Annotated in this window: 18 protein-coding genes; 4 read left to right on the top strand and 14 right to left on the bottom strand. The window is 62.8% G+C overall.

All coding sequences use genetic code 11. The features are described 5' to 3' along the window. Positions 1-9 precede the first annotated feature (9 nt). Genes PHF15_RS13060 through PHF15_RS13070 form a run of 3 tightly spaced genes read right to left on the bottom strand, consistent with a single transcriptional unit; the run spans position 10 to position 4069 of the window. Positions 10-957 carry a DMT family transporter gene (locus tag PHF15_RS13060; RefSeq protein WP_300121694.1) on the bottom strand — a complete coding sequence of 316 codons (948 nt, stop codon included), beginning with the start codon at positions 955-957 and terminating at the stop codon, positions 10-12. Next, positions 954-2753, bottom strand: coding sequence for an N-acetylglutaminylglutamine amidotransferase (locus PHF15_RS13065; RefSeq protein ID WP_300121696.1), 1800 nt, complete (start codon positions 2751-2753; stop codon positions 954-956). The genes PHF15_RS13060 and PHF15_RS13065 overlap by 4 nt, the downstream gene beginning before the upstream one ends. Continuing rightward, a complete protein-coding gene (locus PHF15_RS13070; protein WP_300121697.1) occupies positions 2753-4069 on the bottom strand; it encodes a hypothetical protein in 1317 nt (438 codons plus the stop codon). The genes PHF15_RS13065 and PHF15_RS13070 overlap by 1 nt, the downstream gene beginning before the upstream one ends. A gap of 149 nt (positions 4070-4218) precedes the next feature. Between PHF15_RS13070 and PHF15_RS13075 the strand changes: the two genes are divergently transcribed. Then, on the top strand, positions 4219-4719 hold the full coding sequence (locus PHF15_RS13075) for a hypothetical protein (protein WP_300121698.1): 501 nt from the start codon (positions 4219-4221) through the stop codon (positions 4717-4719). A gap of 31 nt (positions 4720-4750) precedes the next feature. On the opposite strand, the gene PHF15_RS13080 is transcribed toward PHF15_RS13075, so the two are convergent. From PHF15_RS13080 to PHF15_RS13120, 9 genes are all read right to left on the bottom strand, one after another. Continuing rightward, a complete protein-coding gene (locus tag PHF15_RS13080; protein WP_300121700.1) occupies positions 4751-5686 on the bottom strand; it encodes a cation diffusion facilitator family transporter in 936 nt (311 codons plus the stop codon). Positions 5687-5839: 153 nt separating this feature from the next. Next, positions 5840-6277, bottom strand: coding sequence for a hypothetical protein (locus PHF15_RS13085; RefSeq protein ID WP_300121701.1), 438 nt, complete (start codon positions 6275-6277; stop codon positions 5840-5842). Between the two features lie 44 nt (positions 6278-6321). Beyond that, positions 6322-7389, bottom strand: coding sequence for an ACR3 family arsenite efflux transporter (arsB, locus tag PHF15_RS13090; RefSeq protein WP_300121702.1), 1068 nt, complete (start codon positions 7387-7389; stop codon positions 6322-6324). 94 nt (positions 7390-7483) lie between these two features. Beyond that, positions 7484-7966: an arsenate reductase ArsC gene (locus tag PHF15_RS13095; protein WP_300121704.1), complete on the bottom strand. Its 483-nt coding sequence runs from the start codon at positions 7964-7966 to the stop codon at positions 7484-7486. A 32-nt stretch (positions 7967-7998) separates the two neighbouring features. Beyond that, on the bottom strand, positions 7999-8328 hold the full coding sequence (locus tag PHF15_RS13100; protein WP_300121706.1) for a helix-turn-helix domain-containing protein: 330 nt from the start codon (positions 8326-8328) through the stop codon (positions 7999-8001). 102 nt (positions 8329-8430) lie between these two features. Next, the gene (locus PHF15_RS13105; RefSeq protein ID WP_300121763.1) at positions 8431-9018 is read right to left on the bottom strand and encodes a glutathione peroxidase; all 588 of its coding nucleotides are present in this window, start codon (positions 9016-9018) and stop codon (positions 8431-8433) included. A 50-nt stretch (positions 9019-9068) separates the two neighbouring features. Then, positions 9069-10517: a sensor histidine kinase gene (locus tag PHF15_RS13110; protein WP_300121707.1), complete on the bottom strand. Its 1449-nt coding sequence runs from the start codon at positions 10515-10517 to the stop codon at positions 9069-9071. Further along, positions 10514-11209 carry a response regulator transcription factor gene (locus tag PHF15_RS13115; RefSeq protein WP_300121708.1) on the bottom strand — a complete coding sequence of 232 codons (696 nt, stop codon included), beginning with the start codon at positions 11207-11209 and terminating at the stop codon, positions 10514-10516. Before PHF15_RS13115 ends, PHF15_RS13110 begins: the two co-directional genes overlap by 4 nt. Next, a complete protein-coding gene (locus PHF15_RS13120) occupies positions 11190-12449 on the bottom strand; it encodes a class I SAM-dependent methyltransferase (protein ID WP_300121710.1) in 1260 nt (419 codons plus the stop codon). The genes PHF15_RS13115 and PHF15_RS13120 overlap by 20 nt, the downstream gene beginning before the upstream one ends. Positions 12450-12595: 146 nt before the next feature. Between PHF15_RS13120 and PHF15_RS13125 the strand changes: the two genes are divergently transcribed. From PHF15_RS13125 to PHF15_RS13135, 3 genes are read left to right on the top strand one after another with little or no spacing between them, the layout of a single operon-like run. After that, a complete protein-coding gene (locus PHF15_RS13125; RefSeq protein ID WP_300121712.1) occupies positions 12596-13555 on the top strand; it encodes a tripartite tricarboxylate transporter substrate-binding protein in 960 nt (319 codons plus the stop codon). A gap of 20 nt (positions 13556-13575) precedes the next feature. Continuing rightward, positions 13576-14094, top strand: a complete 519-nt coding sequence (locus tag PHF15_RS13130) for a tripartite tricarboxylate transporter TctB family protein (protein ID WP_300121714.1) — start codon at positions 13576-13578, stop codon at positions 14092-14094. A gap of 8 nt (positions 14095-14102) precedes the next feature. Then, a complete protein-coding gene (locus PHF15_RS13135) occupies positions 14103-15587 on the top strand; it encodes a tripartite tricarboxylate transporter permease (protein ID WP_300121716.1) in 1485 nt (494 codons plus the stop codon). A gap of 1 nt (position 15588) precedes the next feature. Here the strand turns inward: PHF15_RS13135 and PHF15_RS13140 are convergent, their stop codons facing one another. Both PHF15_RS13140 and PHF15_RS13145 read right to left on the bottom strand, forming a co-directional pair. Continuing rightward, the gene (locus PHF15_RS13140; RefSeq protein WP_300121717.1) at positions 15589-18651 is read right to left on the bottom strand and encodes a PAS domain S-box protein; all 3063 of its coding nucleotides are present in this window, start codon (positions 18649-18651) and stop codon (positions 15589-15591) included. Positions 18652-18680: 29 nt separating this feature from the next. After that, a complete protein-coding gene (locus PHF15_RS13145) occupies positions 18681-19787 on the bottom strand; it encodes an HD domain-containing phosphohydrolase (RefSeq protein ID WP_300121719.1) in 1107 nt (368 codons plus the stop codon). Positions 19788-19865 lie beyond the last annotated feature (78 nt).

The raw sequence follows: 19865 nt of genomic DNA on the forward strand, positions 1-19865 counted from the left end.
GACGCAGTCTCAATGCCTGTGGCGATGTTGCGCGTCCGGGAAATGCGGATGGCTGTGGGTCAAGGTGCCATGCTGATGCGCATGGTCGTGGCGTTCGGTCAGGTGCAGCCAAACGCCGACGCCCATGGCCAGAGCGGCAAACAGCAGGCTGGGCGTGACCGGGTCGCCCAGTAGCGGCACGGTCAGCGCAGCGCCAAAAAACGGTGCCACTGAAAAATAGGCGGCGGTGCGCGCCGTTCCCAAATGCCGCAGACCCACCACAAACAGCGTCAGACTCACGCCGTAGGCCATAAAGCCGACGCCTGCCGCGCCCAGCAACAGCGGCAGCGACGGCAAACTGGCCCCGGCAAACAAAGCCAGGGCCAGGTTGACGCTGCCGGCCACCGCGCCTTTGACAGAGGCGAGCCAACTGGCATCCACTTGTGATACGCGCCGTGTCAGGTTGTTGTCGAGTCCCCACGCAAGACAGGCGCCAAGAATGGCCAGCGCCGGCCAGCCAGGGGCAAAACCAGTGGCTTGAGACCAGCTCAGGCTCAAGGCCCCGAGCACAATGGCCAGCATGCCCAGCGCGGTGCGCCGGTTCACGTTTTCCTTGAAGATGAACCAGGCCAGCAGGGCGGTAAAAATGCTCTCGGCGTTGAGCAACAGGGCGGCGCCAGTGGCGGGCATGTTGGCCAGCCCCAGCATCAACAACACCGGGCCGATCACGCCGCCCGTGACGATGGCGCCGCCCAGCCAGGGCCACTCGCTGCCCGGCAGGCGAACCGGCGCGGCGCGGCGCAGTCGTCGCAGCAGCCACAGGCCCAGACCGGAACCCAGATAAAACAAGCCAGCCAGCACCCAGGGGTCGATGTTGCCCAGCAGCAGTTTTGCCAGCGGCGTGCCAGCGCCAAACAAGACGGCTGCGCCCAGTGCGGCGAAAACACCGGATTGGCCCAGGCGGGCAGCCACTGTCATGGGGCTGCGGGCAGCGGGTCCACATGCACCTGCAGCCACCACTCCAGCAGCGCCAGGTGCCATAACTTGCTGCCATTGATGCGGGTGAAATGCTCGGGCGCCTCCGGGTTGGCCAGCAGCTTGTTGACGTAATCGCGCTGGTACAGGCCGCGCTTGCGGCAGGCCTCTGACATCAAGATGCCGCGCATCATGTCCAGAAACGGGCCGCGCACGTACTTCAAGGCAGGCACCGGGAAGTAGCCCTTGGGCCGGTCGATGACCGAGTCCGGAATCAGCCCGCGCGCAATCGCCTTGAGCGGGAACTTGCCGCCTTCTTTCAATTTGAGCCCGGGGGGCATGTGCGCGGCCAGTTGCACCAGCTCGTGGTCCAGAAACGGCGTGCGCACCTCCAGGCCCCAGGCCATCGGCATGTTGTCCACACGCTTGACCGGGTCATCGACGATCAGCGTGGTGGCGTCGAGCCGCCAGACCTGGTCGAGAAATTCATCGGCGCGCGGTTTGCCGAGTTCGCTGGCAATGAGTTCCGAGGTGACATCGCCCACCTGGAACGCTGGCGCGATCATCTGCAGATACTCGGCGTGGTCGCGGTCAAAATAATGCTGGCTGAAACGCTCCAGCGGCGTGCCTGGCGTGCGATCCATTTCGGGGTACCAGAAATAGCCGCCAAAAACCTCGTCGGCGCCTTGGCCGCTCATCACCACCTTGACCTCTTTGGCCACGCGCTCGGCCAGCAGATAAAACGCGATCACGTCATGGCTGACCATGGGCTCGGTCATTTGCGCCACCGCCTCTGGCAGGCGCTCCATGACCTCGTGGTTGGGGATGCTGAACTGCTGGTGCCGGGTGTGAAAATGCTGCGCGATCTGGTCGGAGAATTCAAATTCATCGGCTTTTTCCGAGCCGGCACCCACATCCTCGAAGCCGATGGAAAAGGTGCGCAGATCGGCCACCTGGTCGGTGAGCAAGCCCACCAGCAGGCTTGAATCGAGCCCGCCGGACAGGAGAACGCCGACCGGCACGTCAGCAGCCAGCAGTCGGCGCTTGACACTTTGCGCCAGTTGTTCGCGTGTGGCGGCGAGCCACTCGGTTTCAGTCAGCGGCTGCGCGGGCCGTGTGGCATCCAGCGTCCAAAAGACTTGCTCGGTGACCGTGCCGTCCGGGTCGAAGCGCAGGGTAGAGGCGGGTGGCAATTTACGCACGCCTTGCAGAATTGTGCGTGGCGCCGGCACCACGGTGTGCAGCGTAAAGTGGTGGTGCAAGGCCACTGCGTCGAGCGTGGTATCGACGTCGCCAGCGGCCAGCAGCGCGGGCAGGCTCGACGCAAAGCGCAGCCGGTGACTGGTCTGGTTCAGGTACAGCGGCTTGATACCAAAACGGTCGCGCGCCAGAAACAACTGGCTGCTGCGCTGGTCCCAGAGGGCAAAGGCAAACATTCCCTTGAAACGCGTGACGCACTGCTCACCCCAGGCGTGGTAGGCCTTCAGAATGACTTCGCTGTCGCCTTCCGAGAAAAATTGGTAGCCCCTGGCTTGCAGTTCGGCGCGCAGTTCGCGGTAGTTGTAAATGGTGCCGTTGAAGACCAGCGTGAGCTGCAACTTTGCGTCAACCATGGGCTGGTGCGCATGGCTTGAGAGGTCGATAATCGACAAGCGCCGATGACCAAAGGCCAGTGCGCCGTCCTGGTAGGTGCCCGCGTGGTCGGGGCCGCGGCGCGCCAGCTGGTCGGACATGCGGCCGATGGCCGCCATGTTGGGCACTGCGCCATCAAAGCGCAACTCGCCGCAAATGCCGCACATCAGCGGGCTCCTGCGGCAATCTTGGTTGACGGCACCACAATCACCGGCGCAAAACCTCCGCCCTGAGTGCGGAAATTGGTGGTTTGACCGGCATACATGCGCGCCGCCAGCAGTTGCACCTGGCCGGCATAGGTATAGGCGCGGATGTCGAACTTGAGATCAGTCTGCACACCATCGACCTCGATCTTGCGGCCGCTCGGCGGCACCAGCGCCTGCGCCACAAAGTCGCTCTCCAGAATCTCGGACCAAACGCGACGCGTGAGCTTGTCGCCACGGTAAGCGGCCTTGGCGCCGTAACCCGCCACCGGCTTGAAGAATAGCTGGCGTCGTTGTGCCCACAATTCTTCGGCGCGCTCGATTGTGACCAGGCGTGTGGCGGGAACGCTGGCCGAGAGCAGCTTGCGGTCGGCCGCAGCAGCGCCCCAGGCCAGCAGCAGCTCATCCTGGCTCAGGGCGATCAGGTTGCGCTTGTCGGCCAGCAAGGCGTGGGCGCGCGGGTGCGGCGTCAGCACCACCGCATTGGCTTCAAAGGCCTGGCGCAAGGCCAGGTGGCCGGGCTCGGTGAGGGAAAAGTCGGTCAGTCGGTTATAGACCATATCGACCGGCGTGCCCTGGTGCAGCAGACGGCCGTTTTGCCAGATCAGCTCTGACGGGTCGGCAATGGCAGCGTGAATGCCGTTTTGCGCAAACAACTGGCGAAACAGCTCGAATTCTGGAGCCAGGTATTGCGCCAGGGGCGCATCGTCCACGATCACCACCGAGCGCCAGGGTGCGCTGCCGCACTGCAATTGCCACTCAGACGCAAACATGTCAAAAATGGTTTTTTTCAGGGTGTCGCGCCGCTCACTGGATGGAAAAGCCCAGTCCATCTCGTCGCAACAGGCCTCCTGTGCGCGCGCCAGGGCCACGTTGAGCAGCAGGCCACCGGCGTTGGTGTTGATTTCGATGAGCTGCGGACCGTCTGCACTCAGGTGAAAGTCATAACCCATACAAACGCCCAGCGGACCAAAGTCTTGCTGCGCCGAGGCGTCTGCGCGCGACAACGCCTGCACCCGGTAGCCGGGCAGGGCCGCGACACGCTCGATGGCCGCAATGGTGTCCGTGATTTGCAGCTGTACCTCTTGCGAAATAAACACGACTGTGGAAGAAAACAGATTGGGCCTGGTTTGGGTGATGTTGCTCATCATGCCTCTCAGGCTGGGCTCGCTTTCAAGCTGCTCGCGCAGGCGATCCATGTTCAGGGTGCGGCAAAAACAGTCGCGGTTGAGGGCCTCGGCAGAAGGCGAGGCAGTTGCGGTGGAGGGTTGGGCGGTCATACAGTGCTGGATTCTGCCTCAGTCGGCCTGGCCTTGTCAGAAAGCAGAAACGAGCACTTGCTATCCACGTGCCTTGCGCATGATAAAAATCAACGTGGCATGACGTGACTTGTCTAGACTGCCTGCATGCATTCACCACGGAGTAAACCATGAAGAAGACATCATCGCTGGCAACGCTTCTGTTGCTCAGTTTGGCTTTGACAGCCTGCACCACGACCGGTATCGGTGGCGGGCAATTGGCGGGCGGCGGCGCAGCAGATGAACCGGTCACATTCAGCTGGACCAGCACCGACGGCGGCCTGTCTGGCTCCATGACGGCGACTTTGCCCGACATGAGCTACCAGGGGAAATTCTTTCAAATCACCCAGCAGACGCGGTCTGAAGTGCTGACACCGTTGTGGACGTACTGGAACCGTGGCTGGTACGACTGGCCGTATTGGGGCAGCCCCATGATGCAGCCTTACCCGACGACCCAGTTCATCACCCACTACTCCGGCAAGGTGGTGGCCACGCTGACAGGGCAGGGCGACCAGCGCATGCGTTGCCGCTTTCACCTGGTTGCGCCAGCCAGCGGCATGTCTGGCGGTGGCGAAGGCCAGTGCCAACTCGCCGACGGTCGGGTGGTGCGGGCAGTTTTTCCTGGCAAATAGGCGATACGACTCCTTCTTGCCGCTGCAAGAGCTAGTCTTTTTGGCAGCCCATGCCCGGCCGCAAGCCGCAAATTAGCGCATAAGCCGGGGTTTCCAGTTGCAGCGTGACATGGCGGATTTCAAAGTGCTCGTGCAACTCTTTCTCAGCCTCATGCAGTAGCGCACCGGTGTTGGTGGTGTCGGTGACCAGATGGGCGGTAAGCGCAATCTGGCTGGTGCCCATGGCCCACACATGCAGGTCGTGCACGTCGGCCACGCCGGGCAGGCCTTGCAGCAGGCTGCGCACGGCGCCCGGGTTGACGCTGTCAGGAACGCCGTCGAACAGCATGTGCAACGACTGTTTGAACAAATCCCAGGTGCCCCACAAAATCACCGCAGCAATGAGCAGGCTGACCACCGGGTCGAGCCAGACCCAGCCCATCCAGAGCGTCAGGGCACCGGCCACCACGACGCCGACTGAGACCAGCGCGTCAGCCGCCATGTGCAAAAAGGCGCCCCGGATGTTGAGGTCGTCTCCTCCGCGCATGAACAGCAGCGCGGTGGCGGTGTTGATGACGATGCCGATGCCCGCCACCATCATGATGGTCACGCCCTGCGCCTGCAGCGAGACATCGCCAGACATCAGCCGCCCAATGGCTTCCCAGACCAGGCCGCCCATGACCACCAATAGCAGCAAAGCATTGGCAAAGGCCGCCAGAATGGTGGCGCGCTTCCAGCCGTAGGTGTGGCGCGCATTGGGCACCAGCTTGACGGCCAAGGCGCCGCCCCAGGCCAACACCAGGCCGGCCACGTCGCTCAGGTTGTGCCCGGCGTCGGCCAGCAGCGCCAGCGAGTTGATGCGCCAGCCATAAAACGCCTCGATGGCGACAAAAATGATGTTGAGTGCAATGCCGATGGCAAATGCCCGGTTGAAATTGGCTGGCGCATGGCTATGACCGCTGTGGCTGTGCTCGTGTGTCTGGCTCATGTGGTTCCTTGGAATTGGCCTGACTGATTTTGGCTGGCTTGCTGGCTTTTGTCACCGTCGAAGCAGACGGTGATCAGTTCACGGTCGGTGGTACAGGCTTCTGACATGCAGGTATTCACAAAGCGGAAGCGGGAGTATGAGCAACTCAGTGGGTTAATTTTCAGGGCTGCCAAACAGCCGGCGCCACCAGCTCGCGCGTGCGCCGGGCTGGGGCGTGTCGTCTTCGAGGAGTGTTGGCTTGCTGCGCGACAGCACCCAAAGCGGCTGAACCGGTGTGCTGCTGCAACTGCAAAAAGAACCCATGTTGTGCGGGTCGTAGATTTTGATGAAACCGGGTTGCTCGCGGTTGTCAGCGTAAACAATGCCGCAAAATGGTTGCTTGTGCTCGCGTCGCAGCAGCGCATCCACCTCGTCGATGAATCGGTTCAGCGCGCCATTCGACAGCGGGCTTTGCGGCACAGCTTCGCCGCTCTGGCTGGCATACCAGCCCTGTGGTTCGGACCGGACCCGGAGCCACAAGGCATCCAGTTGCGGCCAGTCCAGCATGCCGACAAAATTGCCGTTGAGTTGTTGCGAGAACGCGGTCGTCATGGTGTGTGGTGAACGGTCATCAGAAATCTCCGTTGTGTTGCTTGTCAGGTCCGCTCGTACCAGCCCTTGCTGCGGTTGACGATGTTGACCACCAGCAGCATGACTGGCACTTCGATCAGCACACCGACCACGGTGGCCAGCGCAGCCCCTGAGTTGAAGCCAAACAGGCTGATGGCCGCCGCCACCGCCAGCTCAAAGAAATTGCTGGCGCCAATCAGCGCCGACGGGCAGGCGATGTTGTGCTTTTCGCCGACCGCGCGGTTGAGCAGGTACGCCAGGCCCGAATTGAAAAACACCTGAATCAGAATTGGCACCGCCAGCAGGGCAATGATGAGCGGTTGCTTCAAGATTGCCTCGCCCTGAAACGCAAACAGCAGTACCAAGGTGGCCAGCAGGGCGGTGATCGACCACGGGCCAATTTTTTCCATGGCGGCATCAAACGCAGCCTGACCATTTTTCAGCAAGGCTTTGCGCAGCAATTGGGCCAGGATGACCGGAATCACGATGTACAGGCCCACCGAGATCAGCAGCGTGTCCCAGGGCACGGCGATGGCCGACAAGCCCAGCAAAAACGCCACCAGCGGCGCATAGGCCACGATCATGATGCCGTCATTCACCGCCACTTGTGACAGGGTAAACAACGGGTCGCCCCCGGTGAGCCGGCTCCAGACAAACACCATGGCCGTGCAGGGTGCGGCGGCCAGCAAAATCAGTCCGGCGATGTAGCTGTCAATCTGGTCCGGCGGCAACCACGGCGCAAACAGATGGCGAATGAACAGCCAGCCCAAAAAAGCCATGCTGAACGGCTTGACCAGCCAGTTGACAAACAGCGTAACGCCGATGCCTTTCATGTGTTTGCCCACCTCGCGCATGGCCGAAAAGTCCACTTTCAGCAGCATCGGGATGATCATCACCCAGATCAGCACGCCCACCGGCAGGTTAACGTGCGCGACCTCCATGCGGCCAATGGCCTGGAATACGCCTGGAAAGAACTGTCCCAAGGCGATGCCGGCCACAATGCACAAGGCCACCCAGACCGTCAGATAACGCTCGAACACGCTCATGGTCGCGCCAGTGGCGCGTTTACCCGTTATTTCACATTGGGCGCTCATGTTCAGGCTCCTTGTTTGGACAATTGCCGCAGGCGCTGTACGGCGACAGGTTCTACTTTCAGCAACGGGGAACTCAGGGCGGCTACGCTGCAAATCAAACCGGTGTCAGGGCACCAATGCGGTCCAGTTCGGCCTTGAGGCGGGCCGGATCGTACCGCAGTTGTGCCAGCGGCAGCGCCAGAAAGGCCTCGATGCGTGTGCGCAGCGTGCGGTAGGTGGTCATGAAGGCGGCGTCGATCTCGGCATCGGTGCCGGTGGCGTGCGCCGGGTCTTCCACGCCCCAATGGGAGCGCAGCACCGGACCCAGGTAAGCGGGGCAGGTCTCTCCGGCAGCGTTGGCGCACACCGTGACCACGATGTCGGGCGTCTGCGGCAAGTTGTCCCAGGATTTGCTGTGGTAGCCCGTCGTGGCAATACCCTCGCGCGCCAGCAAGGCCAGCGAGCGTGGATGCACCGTGCCGCTGGGCTGGCTGCCCGCGCTCATGGCGTGCCAGCCCTTTGGGGCCAGGTGGTTGAAAGTGGCTTCGGCCAGGATCGAGCGGCAGGAGTTGCCCGTACACAAGAAGAGAATGTTCATGGTTTGGGAAGATGAGAAGGCGTGGACAAGGTTCAGGAACAGACAGGTTCCAGACAGATTTCGGCGCACTGCTCGGGGTGGCCAGCGCAGCACTCGGCGGTCAAATACACAATCAGTTGCTGCATCAGCGCGAGGTTGGCGCGGTAGCGCTGGAAGCGACCCTCCTGCACCACCGACACCAGTTGCGCGTGCGCCAGGGCCTTCAGGTGAAACGACAAATTGGTCGGCGGCACGTCCAGTGCGCTGCCAATTTCACCGGCCACCAGGCCTTGCGGCCCGGCTTTGACCAAAAGCCGGTAAATATCCAGGCGAACGCCCGAGGCGAGCGATTCAAAAACGGTGGTAGCTATCAGTTTATCCATGAATTTAATCATACAACGATGATTGAAATATTGAATAAATTGACAAAAAGATTTATGCGGCAGCAGTCGCCCACCGCCGCCGTGGCCCCGCCGGCGCTGTTTTTAGAGCGCTTTCTCGATGGCGGCCACCAGGGCCGGGCTGTCCGGTTCGACCTTGCTGGCAAAGCTGGCCAGCACCTTGCCGTTGCGGTCGATCAGGTACTTGTGGAAGTTCCACTGGGGTGACTGGCCGGTGGCCTTGGCCAGCGCGGTATGCAGCGGATTGGCCCGGGCGCCCTTGACCACGCTTTTGGAGAACATGGGAAACTTGACGCCGTAGGTGTTGAAGCAAAAGTCGGCAATTTCCTTGCTGCTGCCGGGCTCCTGTTCACCAAAATCATTGGACGGGAAACCCAGCACCACCAACCCCTTCGCGTTGTATTTGGCATGCAGGGCCTCCAGCCCCTCGTATTGCCCGGTATAGCCGCAGAAGCTGGCGGTGTTGACCACCAGCAGCACCTTGCCCGCATACTGGCACAGGTTTTGTGGCGCTTCGTCCTGCAGCCGGTTGAAGCTGTGCTGCAGGATGGCCGGACAGGCCATGGGCGTTGCGGCGCCGGTCTGCGCCATGGCAGCAGGCGCACCCAGTAGCAACACTGTGCCTGCCACACCTGACAGAGCTGCCAAACAAACGCTACGGCGACGGATCATGCTTGAAAAAATCATCGGTTAGCCCCTGGTTGAATAATCGATTTCTGAGTTTACGGTTTTGTCGATAGGTCCGCCGAGGGTGCTGCCAATGGCAGTCGCACGGTGGCATCGAGCCCGTCGATGCGACCCTGGACCACCCGGTTGACCAGTTCGATCTGCCCGCCCAGCGTATGGGTAATCTCCAGGCAAATGGCCAGCCCCAAGCCACTGCCGCTGTGTGCCTGGCCGGCTGAGAACGGCTGGAACAGGCGCTTGCGCAGTTCCTCGCTGATGCCCGGTCCGCTGTCGCTGATCACCAGCGCGGCGTGGCTGGCATCGCACAGCAGGCGCAGCTGCAGCTTGCCGTGCTCGGGGCTGTAGCGAATGGCGTTGTGCAGCAGGTTGCGCGACAGCTCGCGCAGCATCCAGGCGTGGGTTTGAATGGGCGCGGTTTGGGTGTCGATGTCAAAATCCAGCGCCTTGTCGGCGATCAGGGGGGCCAGATCGAGCGCCACTTCACGCAAGATAATGGCCCAGTCCATCGATTCCGTGGCCTTTTCCTGCGCCAGTTGCGCCACTTTGGCCAGCGCCAGCATCTGGTTGGCCAATTGGGTGGCGCGCTCCACCGTGTGGCTGATTTCCGTCAAACCCTGCCTGGCATCCACGTCGCCACGCAGGGCCGACTGCACCTGCACCTTGAGCACCGCCAGCGGCGTGCGCAACTGGTGGGCGGTGTCGCGCACAAAGCGCTTCTGGTTGTCCAGCAGGTGGTGCAGCCGGCGCATGGTGGTGTTGGTGGCATCGAGCAGCGGGCGCAATTCAACCGGTGTATCGTCCAGCGCCAGCGGTGTCAGGTCATCCACGCGGCGCTGCTGCAGCTGCAGGCTCAGGCGGCGCACGGGCCGCGTGGCGCGCTGCACCACCACAAACACCACCAGCGCGATCACCGAAGCCAGCGCCAGCTGCCGCCACAGGGTGTCCAGCAGAATTTGCCGGGCCAGCGCGCGGCGCAGTTCCAGCGTTTCGGCCACTTGCACCACCGCCATGCTGCGCGCGCGTTTGATGGCCACCGGCTGCAGCAGCACGGCCACGCGCACGGCATCACCGCGGTACACATCGTCGTAAAAATCGACCAGCGCGGCATAGGGTCCCAGCGCGGGCAATTGGCCGCGCCACAGCGCCAGGTCTTCATAGCCGTCGATCAGCGCGCCACGGGTGTCCGAGATCCGGTAGATCATGCGGCTGCGGTTGTCGGCCTCGAACACTTCCAGCGCGGCGTAGGGCACCAGAGCGTGCAGCGTTGCCGACTCGGCCTCGCCGTCGGCCTGGATGTGCTCGCCAATTGCCTTGGCCGAGGCCAGCAGGGTGCGGTCGTAGGCGGTATTGACGGCGGCCAGGGCCTGGCGGTAGATCACCACCGAATCCACCAGAATGAACAGCACCACGGGTAGCAAAATGCCCAGCATCAGGTAGCTGCGCAGGGATAAATGGCGGAAGTAAGTGCGAATGGATGCGCTCATGCTTGCGTACGGCCGGATTCAAGTTTCAGCAAATAGCCCAGGCCGCGCAGTGTGGTCAGGGTGGCGCCAGTGCCCTGGAGTTTCTTGCGCAGGCGGTAGGCCACCACCTCGATGGCTTCGAACTGCACCTCGGCCTGGCCCGGGAAAACCAGTTCGAACAGCCGCTCCTTGGTGACGGCCTGGCCCGCGCGAGCCAGCAGGGCGCGCAGCATGGCGAGCTCGCGGCTGCTCAGGTCGAGCACCTGGCCGGCGTGGTGGATGGCTTTGCTTTCCGGGTCGTAGCGCAGCCCGGCTGATTCATTTTGACTGGCGCCCGAAGTGTCGTGAAGTTCCGGGTGACGGCGCAGCAGGGCGCGCACGCGGGCTTCGAGCTCGTCCAGATCGAAAGGCTTGGGCAGATAGTCGTCAGCCCCGGCGTTGAGGCCCTGCACCCGGTCGCCCACGGTGCCGCGCGCCGTCAGGATCAGGACCGGCGTGGTCAGGCCCTCGTCACGCGCCTGTTGCAGCACCGCCAGGCCGTCGCGCCCGGGCAGGGTCAGGTCGAGCAGCACCACGTCGGGGTGGCTGGCACGCCAGCGTGGCAGGGCGGCGCGGCCATCCACGCACACTTCCACCTGCCAGCCGATCCGGTTCAGCGACCGGCTCAAGGCGGTGTGCAGGGCGGTGTCGTCTTCAATCAGCAGCAGCTTCATGGGCCTGGCCCGCCGCGGGGGCGGGTTTTTGCAGCGCCAGCCGCCACAGCGAGGTAACCTCCCGGGCGCGAGCCTGGTGCAATGCGTCGGTCACGTCAGCGGCCTTGGGGTGCTGGGCCCTGGCGTCGATGCGGCTCACCACGCGCAGGCCGTGTCGGGCAAAAGCGGCCAGCAAGTCGTCGCGCTTGCGCATGCCAAGCAGCTCGGCCAGGTTCGACAAAATCAGCCAACCCTCGCCGCCGGGAGCCAGGTGATCCGCCAGTCCGGTCAGGAGGCCGTTGAGCATGCGGCTGCCTTCGTCGTACACCGCGCGCTCCAGCGGCGAGCTGGGCCGCGCCGGCAGCCAGGGCGGGTTGCAGACAATCAACGAGGCCCGGCCGGGCGGGAACAAATCGGCCTGCAGCACGGTGATGTGGTCTTGCAGCCCCAGTCGCGCCACATTGTCCTGGGCGCAAATCAGGGCGCGGGGTTCATATTCGGTGGCAATCACATGGCTCACGCCGCGGCGCACCAGCACGGCCGCCAGCACGCCGGTGCCGGTGCCAATGTCAAAGGCCGTGAGGCTGCTTTGCCCCTTGGGGGGCTTGGGCAGGTGGGCCGTGGCCACCAGGCCGATGTATTCGCCACGCACCGGCGAAAAAACGCCGTAATGCGGGTGGATGCGGTTGCCAGGTGCCTCGCCGAGCGCGGCAATTTCCACTCCCACGCGGCGCCATTCATGCGCGCTGGTGACACCCAGCAGTTCGCGCAACGACACCACCGAGCTGCCTGCCTCCGCTTGGCCCTCGCCCCAGGCCTCGGTGCAGGCCGCGCTCACATCCGGGGCGCGGCGCAGCGCCATGTGGTAACTGGCGTCGAGCTCGACCAGCAGCATGCCCAGTGTGCGCGCGCGTTGCGCCTGCGTCTGGCGGTGCAAATTGAACGCCTCGGTAATGGGAATGGGCTGGACGGCCTTGACGCGCTTGCGTTTGGGCACTTGGTCGATGCGCCGGGCGATGGCTTGCAGCAGCAGGCGGGCGTTTTGAAAGTCGCCGCGCCATAGCAGCCCGGTGCCAGCGCAGGCCAGGCGGTAGGCGCTGTCGGCAGTCAAAGTGTCGTCGGCCAGCACCACGCGTTGGGGCGCCGGGCCACCGCGTTCGCTGCGCCACTGGGCCGAGCGATCCTGGTCGGCCTCAAGCCATTGAACGCGTGGCAAAAGGGCGGCCGCATCGGTGGCGGGGCTGGCTGGGTGGTGGGGCATGAAAGCAGTCTGGAGTGGAATAGCAAGGGTTGTAACAGATTGGGCCAACAGTGGTCGCGTTGGTATTTTCCCTAGGTTGTCCGGACAGCCGTTTGACAGCTTGGGCCTGCATCATCACAGGGTCATCAACACCTAAGGAGACTTCGATGCGTCGTGATACTTTTCTGAAATCCATGGCTGCGCTGGCCGTCAGCGGCGGTCTGCCGCTATCGGCCTTTGCCGCCACCAACGTCAAAATGATGATTCCAGCCAACCCGGGCGGTGGCTGGGACGGCACCGGCCGGGCCCTGGGCAAGGCCCTGATGGACGCCAAGGTGGCCGACACCGTGACCTACGAAAACAAGGGCGGCGCTGCCGGCGCCCTGGGCTTGGCGCAGTTTGTCAACGCCAGCAAGGGCGACCCCAACGCCCTGATGGTGATGGGCGCGGTCATGCTGGGCGGCATCATCACCGGCAAACCGCCGGTCTCCATCACGGCGGCCACACCGATTGCGCGCCTGACCAGCGAGTACAACGTGTTTGTGCTGCCGGCCAATTCACCGTTCAAGACCATGGCCGATGTGGTGGCCCAGCTCAAGAAAGACCCGGGCAGCGTCAAGTGGGGCGGCGGTTCGCGCGGCTCCACCGAGCACATTGCCGCGGCCATGATTGCGCGCGCCGTGGGGGTCGATGCCGCCAAGATCAACTACGTGGCTTTCCGGGGCGGCGGTGAGGCCACGGCAGCCATTCTGGGCGGCAATGTGACCATTGGCGGCAGCGGCTACAGCGAGTTTTCCGAGTACATCAAGGCCGGCAAGATGAAGCCGATCGGTGTCACCTCTGCGGCGCGCCTCAAGGGTATCGACATTCCCACGCTCAAGGAGCAGGGCATCGACGTGGAAATCGGCAACTGGCGCGGGGTCTATGGCGCCCCTGGCATCACCCCGGCGCAGCGCAAGGCGTTGACCGACATGGTGGTCAAGGCCACCCAGTCCAAAGCCTGGAAGGAAGCCCTGGAAAAGAACAACTGGACGCCCGCCCTGCTCAGCGGCGACGCATTCGAGCAGTTTGTCGACAATGACTTTGCCTCGCTGCGCGCGACCATGGTCAAGTCCGGCATGATCTGACCGCCAGCAGGAGCACACCCATGCGACAGCACGCCCCGGCCACCCACTCACCGTTTTTGCAAGCCTTGGTGGGTATCGGCGTGCTGCTGCTGGCCTTGGGGCTGGGCGTGGGTGCGCTGTTCATTCCATCCAACGCGGGTTATGCCGGCGTTGGACCCAATTTTTTACCCTGGGTCGTTGCAATCGCTCTGGGTTTGTGCGGTATCGCGCTGGTTCGCAAGGCGATCCGGGGCGGCTTTCTCCACATGGAGGAGCATGGCGGCGAACGACCCTATTGGGCGGGTTTTGCCTGGATGACGGCAGGCATGTTGCTCAATGCCGCGCTGATCACCCGCATTGGTTTCATTTTGAGTTGCGCGCTGTGCTTTGTGCTGGCCGCGCGCGGCCTGCGCAACGCGCAAGCCAGCACCGGCTCGGGGCTCAGGAGCTGGCTCACCGATGGGGTGGTGGCCCTGCTGATCGCCGCGCCGGTGTACTGGATGTTCACCAAGTTCCTGGGCATCAACCTGCCTGGCTTGACTGAAAGCGGGTGGTTGTAATGGACCTGATGGAAACCTGGAACCTTCTGCTGCAAGGCTTCGCCACGGCGGGCACGCCGGTCAATCTGCTTTGGGCACTGGTGGGCTGCGCACTGGGTACTGCGGTCGGGGTGTTGCCGGGCATTGGCCCGGCCACGGCTGTGGCCATGCTGTTGCCGATCACCACGCAAGTGGAAGCCACCGCGTCGATGATCTTTTTTGCCGGCATCTATTACGGCGCCATGTACGGCGGCTCCACCACCTCGATTTTGCTCAACACGCCGGGCGAGACCGCCACCATGGTGACCGCCATGGAAGGCAACAAAATGGCCAAAAGCGGTCGTGCTGGTGCCGCGCTGGCCACTTCGGCCATTGGTTCCTTTGTGGCTGGCACCATTGCCACGGTGATCGTCACGCTGTTTGCCCCGGTGGTGGCCGACTTTGCCGTCAAACTCGGGCCGCCTGAATACTTCATGCTGATGCTGCTGGCCTTTACAACCGTGAGCGCGGTGCTGGGGCAGAGCACGGTGCGCGGCCTGACCGCCCTGTTTGTCGGCCTGGCCGCTGGCCTGGTGGGCATGGACCAGATCACCGGCCAGGTGCGCTACACCGCCGGCGTGCCCGAGTTTTTGGATGGCATCGAGATCGTGCTGGTGGCGGTGGGCCTGTTTGCCGTGGCCGAAGCCATGCACGCCGTGCTGTTCGAGGGCAAGACGGTGGAAACCGAAAACCGCATGAGCCGCGTCACCATGTCGCTGAAGGACTGGCGCCGCTCCCTTCCTGCCTGGCTGCGCGGCACGGCCATTGGCGCGCCGTTTGGCTGTATTCCCGCGGGCGGCACCGAGATACCCACGTTTTTGAGTTATGCGCTGGAGAAAAAGCTCGCCAAGGGCGAAAACCAGGCCGAATTCGGCACTAAGGGTGCCATTGAAGGCGTGGCCGGGCCGGAAGCGGCCAACAACGCCACGGTGACCGCGGCATTGATTCCCTTGCTGACCCTGGGCATTCCCACCTCGAACACCACCGCCATCATCCTGGGCGCGTTCCAGAACTACGGCATCCAGCCCGGACCGCAGTTGTTTACCTCCGCCTCCGCCCTGGTGTGGGCGCTGATTGCCTCGCTCTACATTGGCAACGTGATGCTACTGGTGCTCAACCTGCCCATGATCGGTCTGTGGGTGAAACTGCTCAAGGTGCCCAAGCCGCAGTTGTATGCCGGCATCCTGATTTTTGCCACGGTCGGCGCCTACGGCATGCGGCAAAGCGCGTTCGACCTGTTTTTGCTCTATGCCATCGGCCTGGTCGGGCTGGTGATGCGGCGCTTTAACTTTCCCACCGCGCCGGTGCTGGTGGGCATGATTCTGGGGCCGCTGGCAGAAGCGCAGATGCGCAACGCCATCTCGATTGGCGAGGGCAGCCCGATGATTTTCCTGCAACGCCCGATGTCGCTGGGTCTGCTGGTGGTGATCGTGCTGATTTTGGTGCTGCCGCGCTTGCTGAAAAGGCGGGCTTGAGTCATGCGCCAGCCGGCGTGACTTGGTGGAGCCGCTGGCGACGCTTGACCAGGGTTTTGCCGGCTTCGTCAAAGGTAAACTTTTGCAACTGGTCGGCCAGTGGCTTGAAGTCTTCGCCCAGCGCCAGCGCCAGTGCCGCCGCATGCTGCTGGAAAAGCGACAAGGCCGCTGCGTCGCTGTGGCGCAATAGCTCTTCAAGCTGTGCCAACACGGTTTGCACCAGGCGCGCATCCGGCATGACCAGCGGTTCGGTCGGGGCATCCGCCGCATCGCCCGGCCTGCCGGGTTGGACGATGCTGGCGCTGGCTTGCGGTAACCATGTCAGCAGGCTGGCGTACAGGGTCTCCGGCTCGATTGGTTTGGCCACAAAGTCGTTCATGCCCGCCTCACGGGCCAGCTCGCGGTCGGGGGCAAAGGTGTTCCCCGAGAGCGCAATGATCGGTAGCGTTTGCCCCATGGGCAGGGCGCGTAGCGCGCGGGTGGCCTGCAAGCCGTCGATCAGCGGCATTTGCAGGTCCATCAGGATCAGGTCATACCCATCAGGCTGATCGCGCACCAGGTCCAGCACCTGCTGGCCATTGCTGGCAGTGGTGACCAGCAGCCCGACCTGCAGGAGCATTTCTTGCGCCACTTCAAGATTCAGCGGGTTGTCGTCGGCCAGCAAGACCCGCTGGCCGCGGTGCAACGCCAGCAGTTGTTGTCTGCCATTGGCTCCCGATGGCAAGGCGAGCCGGAGCTGCGGGCTTTGTCTGAGTGTGACGCGGGCGGTGAACCAGAACGTGCTGCCCTGGCCCGGTACGCTGCTCACGCCGGCATCGCCGCCCATGAGTTGTGCCAGGCTGCGGGTAATGGCCAGGCCCAGTCCGGTGCCACCATATTGCCGGGTGGTGGAGGCATCGCCCTGCTCAAAAGTAGTGAACAGGCGGCTCACGGTGGCAGCACTCAAGCCAATGCCGGTGTCGGTGACTTCAAAGCGCACGGTGACCTGCTCGCCCACACGGCTGACCTCGCTGACGTCGATGCTGACGCTGCCTTTCGGGGTGAACTTGATGGCATTGCCGGCCAGGTTCAGCAGCGCCTGGCGCAGCCGGGTGGCGTCGGCCTGGACCCATAGCGCCAGGGCGTCGCCCCCCACCTGCAGTGTCAGCCCCTTGTCCAGCGCGTCGGCTTCAATCAGGGTTTGCACATTGCCGACCACCTCGGTGATCTGGAACTGGCGGCTCTCCAGCGTGATCTTTCCGGCTTCTATTTTGGAAATGTCGAGCACGTCGTTGAGGATCGACAACAGGTGGCGGCTGGCGCTGTCGATCTTGTTGAGTTTGTCGATTTGCGCCGGGTTGTCACTGCCGCTGCTGCGCAGCAGGTGGCTGAGTCCCAGGATGGCGTTCATGGGCGTTCGGATTTCATGGCTCATGTTGGCCAGAAATGTGCTTTTGGCCTGGCTGGCCGCCTCGGCCTCGGCGCGCGCCTTCGTCAGCTCCTGCGTGCGCTGGGCTACCAGCTCTTCGAGGTGGTGGCGGTAGCCGTCGAGTTCGAGGCCGATGTTCTTTTTTTCGGTGATGTCTTCCTTGACCGCGACGTAATGGGTGATGCTGCCATCGGGCTGGCGCAGCGGGGTGATGATGGCGAACTCGACGTATTCGCTGCCGTCCTTGCGCTTGTTGTAAAACTCGCCTTTCCACATCCTGCCCTGGCGCATCGCAGCCCACAGGTCGTCGTAAGTGCGCTTGGGCGTTTTGCCGGAATGCAGGATCTTCGGGTTTTGCCCCGTCACCTCCTCCGATGTGTAGCCCGTGGCCTGCAAAAAAGCCTCGTTGACGTATTCAATTTCGGCGTTCAAGTTGGTGATGACGATGCTCTCGGGGCTTTGCGCCACGGCCAGCGACACTTTGCGCAATTGCGCCTGTGTTTTTTCGCGCGTGGTCACATCCTGGACCAAGACCATTTGGGCGGATCGCCCGTCGAAGGTGATCGGGTGCGCGGCGATTTCGACCAGCATCACCTCACCGTTTTTGTGCAAATGCTGGCAGATGCTGCCCTGGCAAGGCGCTTCAGTGCCGCTGGTCAAAATGTCTGGCAGGACGGGTAGCATCTGTTGTGGCCGGATGTCGCGCAGCGTCATGGCCATGAATTCGTCGCGACTGAAGCCATAGTGGTCAACGGCGGCGTCGTTGACCGACAAAAATGCCAGTGTTTCCAGGTCGAACACCCACATCGGGAGGGGGTTGCTGTCGTACAGGGTTTTGTAGAGTGCCTGGCTGTTTTTCAAGGCAGCATCGGCACGGCGCTGGCGCACGATGCGCCAGATGGCCTCGGCAATCAGGCGCACGGTCTCCAAATCTTTGTCGGTGTAAAGCGTTGGCTTGTTGCCCACGCCAGCCATCATGCGCACCACGCCGCCCTCCAGCACCGGCACGCTGATCAGACGGTCCAGCCGCGCGTGGCCCTCTGGCAGACCGTGTTCACCGCTGGCTTTGGCGTAGTCGTTGAATACCACCGGTGCCTTTTGGCGCAGCGCGTCGGCCCAGATGCCCGCCTGGCTGACGGGATAGTTGCTGTCAAAAGCGGCGCTGCAGTAGTGCGCCAATGTGTCGCTCGACCAGGTCACCAGTTCGATGGACTCCTGGTCTTCGTTGACAACATGGATGAAGCCGATCTGGCTGGCGGTGAGTTGTTCGGCGACCTCCAGGCCATGCCGCATGAAGCTGCGCTCGTCCATGGCTTCGGCGGCGGCAGGCAGGTCGAGCAGCGCCTGGGCGCGGCGCGCGAATTGCGTGAGGGTGCTTTGCTCGTGCAGTTGCGCCGCCGCGGACTGCTGGAGCCAGCGCTGGCCCAAAATAAACAGCCAGGCGCTGGTGACCAGCACGAACAAGCCACCCTTGTAGGTGCTGAATCTGACGAGGTCGGCCGGGTCGTTGACCAGCCATCCCAAAATTTGGTCAGAAAAGACGATCCACAACATCGCAAAGCTGGCATAACTCAGCGTGATCTTGAGCGCCATCTGGTTCGGTGTCAGTTCAAGTGAGGTTTTGCGCGCAGACCTTGGCGGCACAGAAGGATTCATGGCGTCATGCAGGGAGCCAGTGGTGGAGTTCAGGCGCTGATCACGGCATCGTCACGATGCTGTACAGCGATGGCGACGAATGCCGCGAAATTGGCCAGAAAGGTATCAACGATATCCGGATCAAAATGCTTGCCACGTTGCTCGGCCATGATGTCCCGGGCTTTGTCAAACGAGATTGCCGCTTTGTACACTCGCGCCGAGATCAGGGCGTCGAATACATCGACCACCGCCATCAGGCGCGCAGCGACCGGGATGGCATCGCCCGCCAGCTGGTCAGGGTAGCCCGTGCCATCCCATTTCTCATGGTGCCAATGGGCAATTTCCTTGGCCAGCGTCAAAAACTCCAGCGGCCGTTCGATGTCCTGCTCTGCCAACTCGATCGCATCGCTGCCCAGTTTTGAATGGCTTTGCATGATGGCCCACTCCGGGTTTGTGAGCTTTCCGGGTTTGTTCAGAATATGGTCGGGAATCCCCACCTTGCCGATGTCGTGCATGGGGGTCGATCGCGTCAACAGGCTGATGCAGCGCGGGGTGAGCGTTGACTGAAAGCGCGGGTGGTCCTTGAGCAAGTCAGCCAGCAGCGCCATGTAGCCCTGGGTGCGCGCCAGATGCTTGCCGGTTTCGGGGTCGCGGGTTTCGGCCAGATGCGCCAGCGCGCGGATGCTGACCTGCTGGATGAGATCGTTCTCGGTCATGCGCCGGGCCACTTCGGCCTCGAGTGTGGCGTTTTGGTCCTGCAGCCAGTCACGCGCCTGCTTGGCCTGCAACTGCGTGCTCACGCGTGCCAGCACAATGGCTGGCGTGATCGGTTTGGTGATGTAGTCCACGGCGCCCATGCCCAGTCCACGTTCTTCTTCGCGCGGATTGCAAAGCGCGGTCAGGAAGATCACCGGAATGTTGGCGCTGAGCGCATCGGCCCGCAGTGCCTGCAACACCTGGTAGCCGTTCATGCCCGGCATCATCACGTCGAGCAGGATCAGATCGGGACGCGGCACGGTCGTGGCAATTTGCACGGCGCGTTCGCCGTTGTTGGCGGCCAGCACACGGTACAGCGGCTGCAGCAATTCGCTCAGGACGAAGAGATTCTCGGGTGAATCGTCAACAATCAGCAGGGTCGGACGGGTGGAGTCGTGCATGCTTGTCTCCAGCAAGTATGAGAACACTACGAAAGGACGCATTAGACATCAAACGCATGGGTGCCTCAACCCGTGATG

Source organism: Rhodoferax sp. (assembly GCF_028689295.1).
Lineage (GTDB): Bacteria > Pseudomonadota > Gammaproteobacteria > Burkholderiales > Burkholderiaceae_C > Rhodoferax.

Bases quoted from the DNA above. Each gene is read 5' to 3' on its own strand.
- PHF15_RS13060 (WP_300121694.1), bottom strand. From the start codon at position 957: ATGACAGTGGCTGCCCGCCTGGGCCAATCCGGTGTTTTCGCCGCACTG.
- PHF15_RS13065 (WP_300121696.1), bottom strand. From the start codon at position 2,753: ATGTGCGGCATTTGCGGCGAGTTGCGCTTTGATGGCGCAGTGCCCAAC.
- PHF15_RS13070 (WP_300121697.1), bottom strand. From the start codon at position 4,069: ATGACCGCCCAACCCTCCACCGCAACTGCCTCGCCTTCTGCCGAGGCC.
- PHF15_RS13075 (WP_300121698.1), top strand. From the start codon at position 4,219: ATGAAGAAGACATCATCGCTGGCAACGCTTCTGTTGCTCAGTTTGGCT.
- PHF15_RS13080 (WP_300121700.1), bottom strand. From the start codon at position 5,686: ATGAGCCAGACACACGAGCACAGCCACAGCGGTCATAGCCATGCGCCA.
- PHF15_RS13085 (WP_300121701.1), bottom strand. From the start codon at position 6,277: ATGACGACCGCGTTCTCGCAACAACTCAACGGCAATTTTGTCGGCATG.
- arsB (WP_300121702.1), bottom strand. From the start codon at position 7,389: ATGAGCGCCCAATGTGAAATAACGGGTAAACGCGCCACTGGCGCGACC.
- PHF15_RS13095 (WP_300121704.1), bottom strand. From the start codon at position 7,966: ATGAACATTCTCTTCTTGTGTACGGGCAACTCCTGCCGCTCGATCCTG.
- PHF15_RS13100 (WP_300121706.1), bottom strand. From the start codon at position 8,328: ATGGATAAACTGATAGCTACCACCGTTTTTGAATCGCTCGCCTCGGGC.
- PHF15_RS13105 (WP_300121763.1), bottom strand. From the start codon at position 9,018: ATGATCCGTCGCCGTAGCGTTTGTTTGGCAGCTCTGTCAGGTGTGGCA.
- PHF15_RS13110 (WP_300121707.1), bottom strand. From the start codon at position 10,517: ATGAGCGCATCCATTCGCACTTACTTCCGCCATTTATCCCTGCGCAGC.
- PHF15_RS13115 (WP_300121708.1), bottom strand. From the start codon at position 11,209: ATGAAGCTGCTGCTGATTGAAGACGACACCGCCCTGCACACCGCCTTG.
- PHF15_RS13120 (WP_300121710.1), bottom strand. From the start codon at position 12,449: ATGCCCCACCACCCAGCCAGCCCCGCCACCGATGCGGCCGCCCTTTTG.
- PHF15_RS13125 (WP_300121712.1), top strand. From the start codon at position 12,596: ATGCGTCGTGATACTTTTCTGAAATCCATGGCTGCGCTGGCCGTCAGC.
- PHF15_RS13130 (WP_300121714.1), top strand. From the start codon at position 13,576: ATGCGACAGCACGCCCCGGCCACCCACTCACCGTTTTTGCAAGCCTTG.
- PHF15_RS13135 (WP_300121716.1), top strand. From the start codon at position 14,103: ATGGAAACCTGGAACCTTCTGCTGCAAGGCTTCGCCACGGCGGGCACG.
- PHF15_RS13140 (WP_300121717.1), bottom strand. From the start codon at position 18,651: ATGAATCCTTCTGTGCCGCCAAGGTCTGCGCGCAAAACCTCACTTGAA.
- PHF15_RS13145 (WP_300121719.1), bottom strand. From the start codon at position 19,787: ATGCACGACTCCACCCGTCCGACCCTGCTGATTGTTGACGATTCACCC.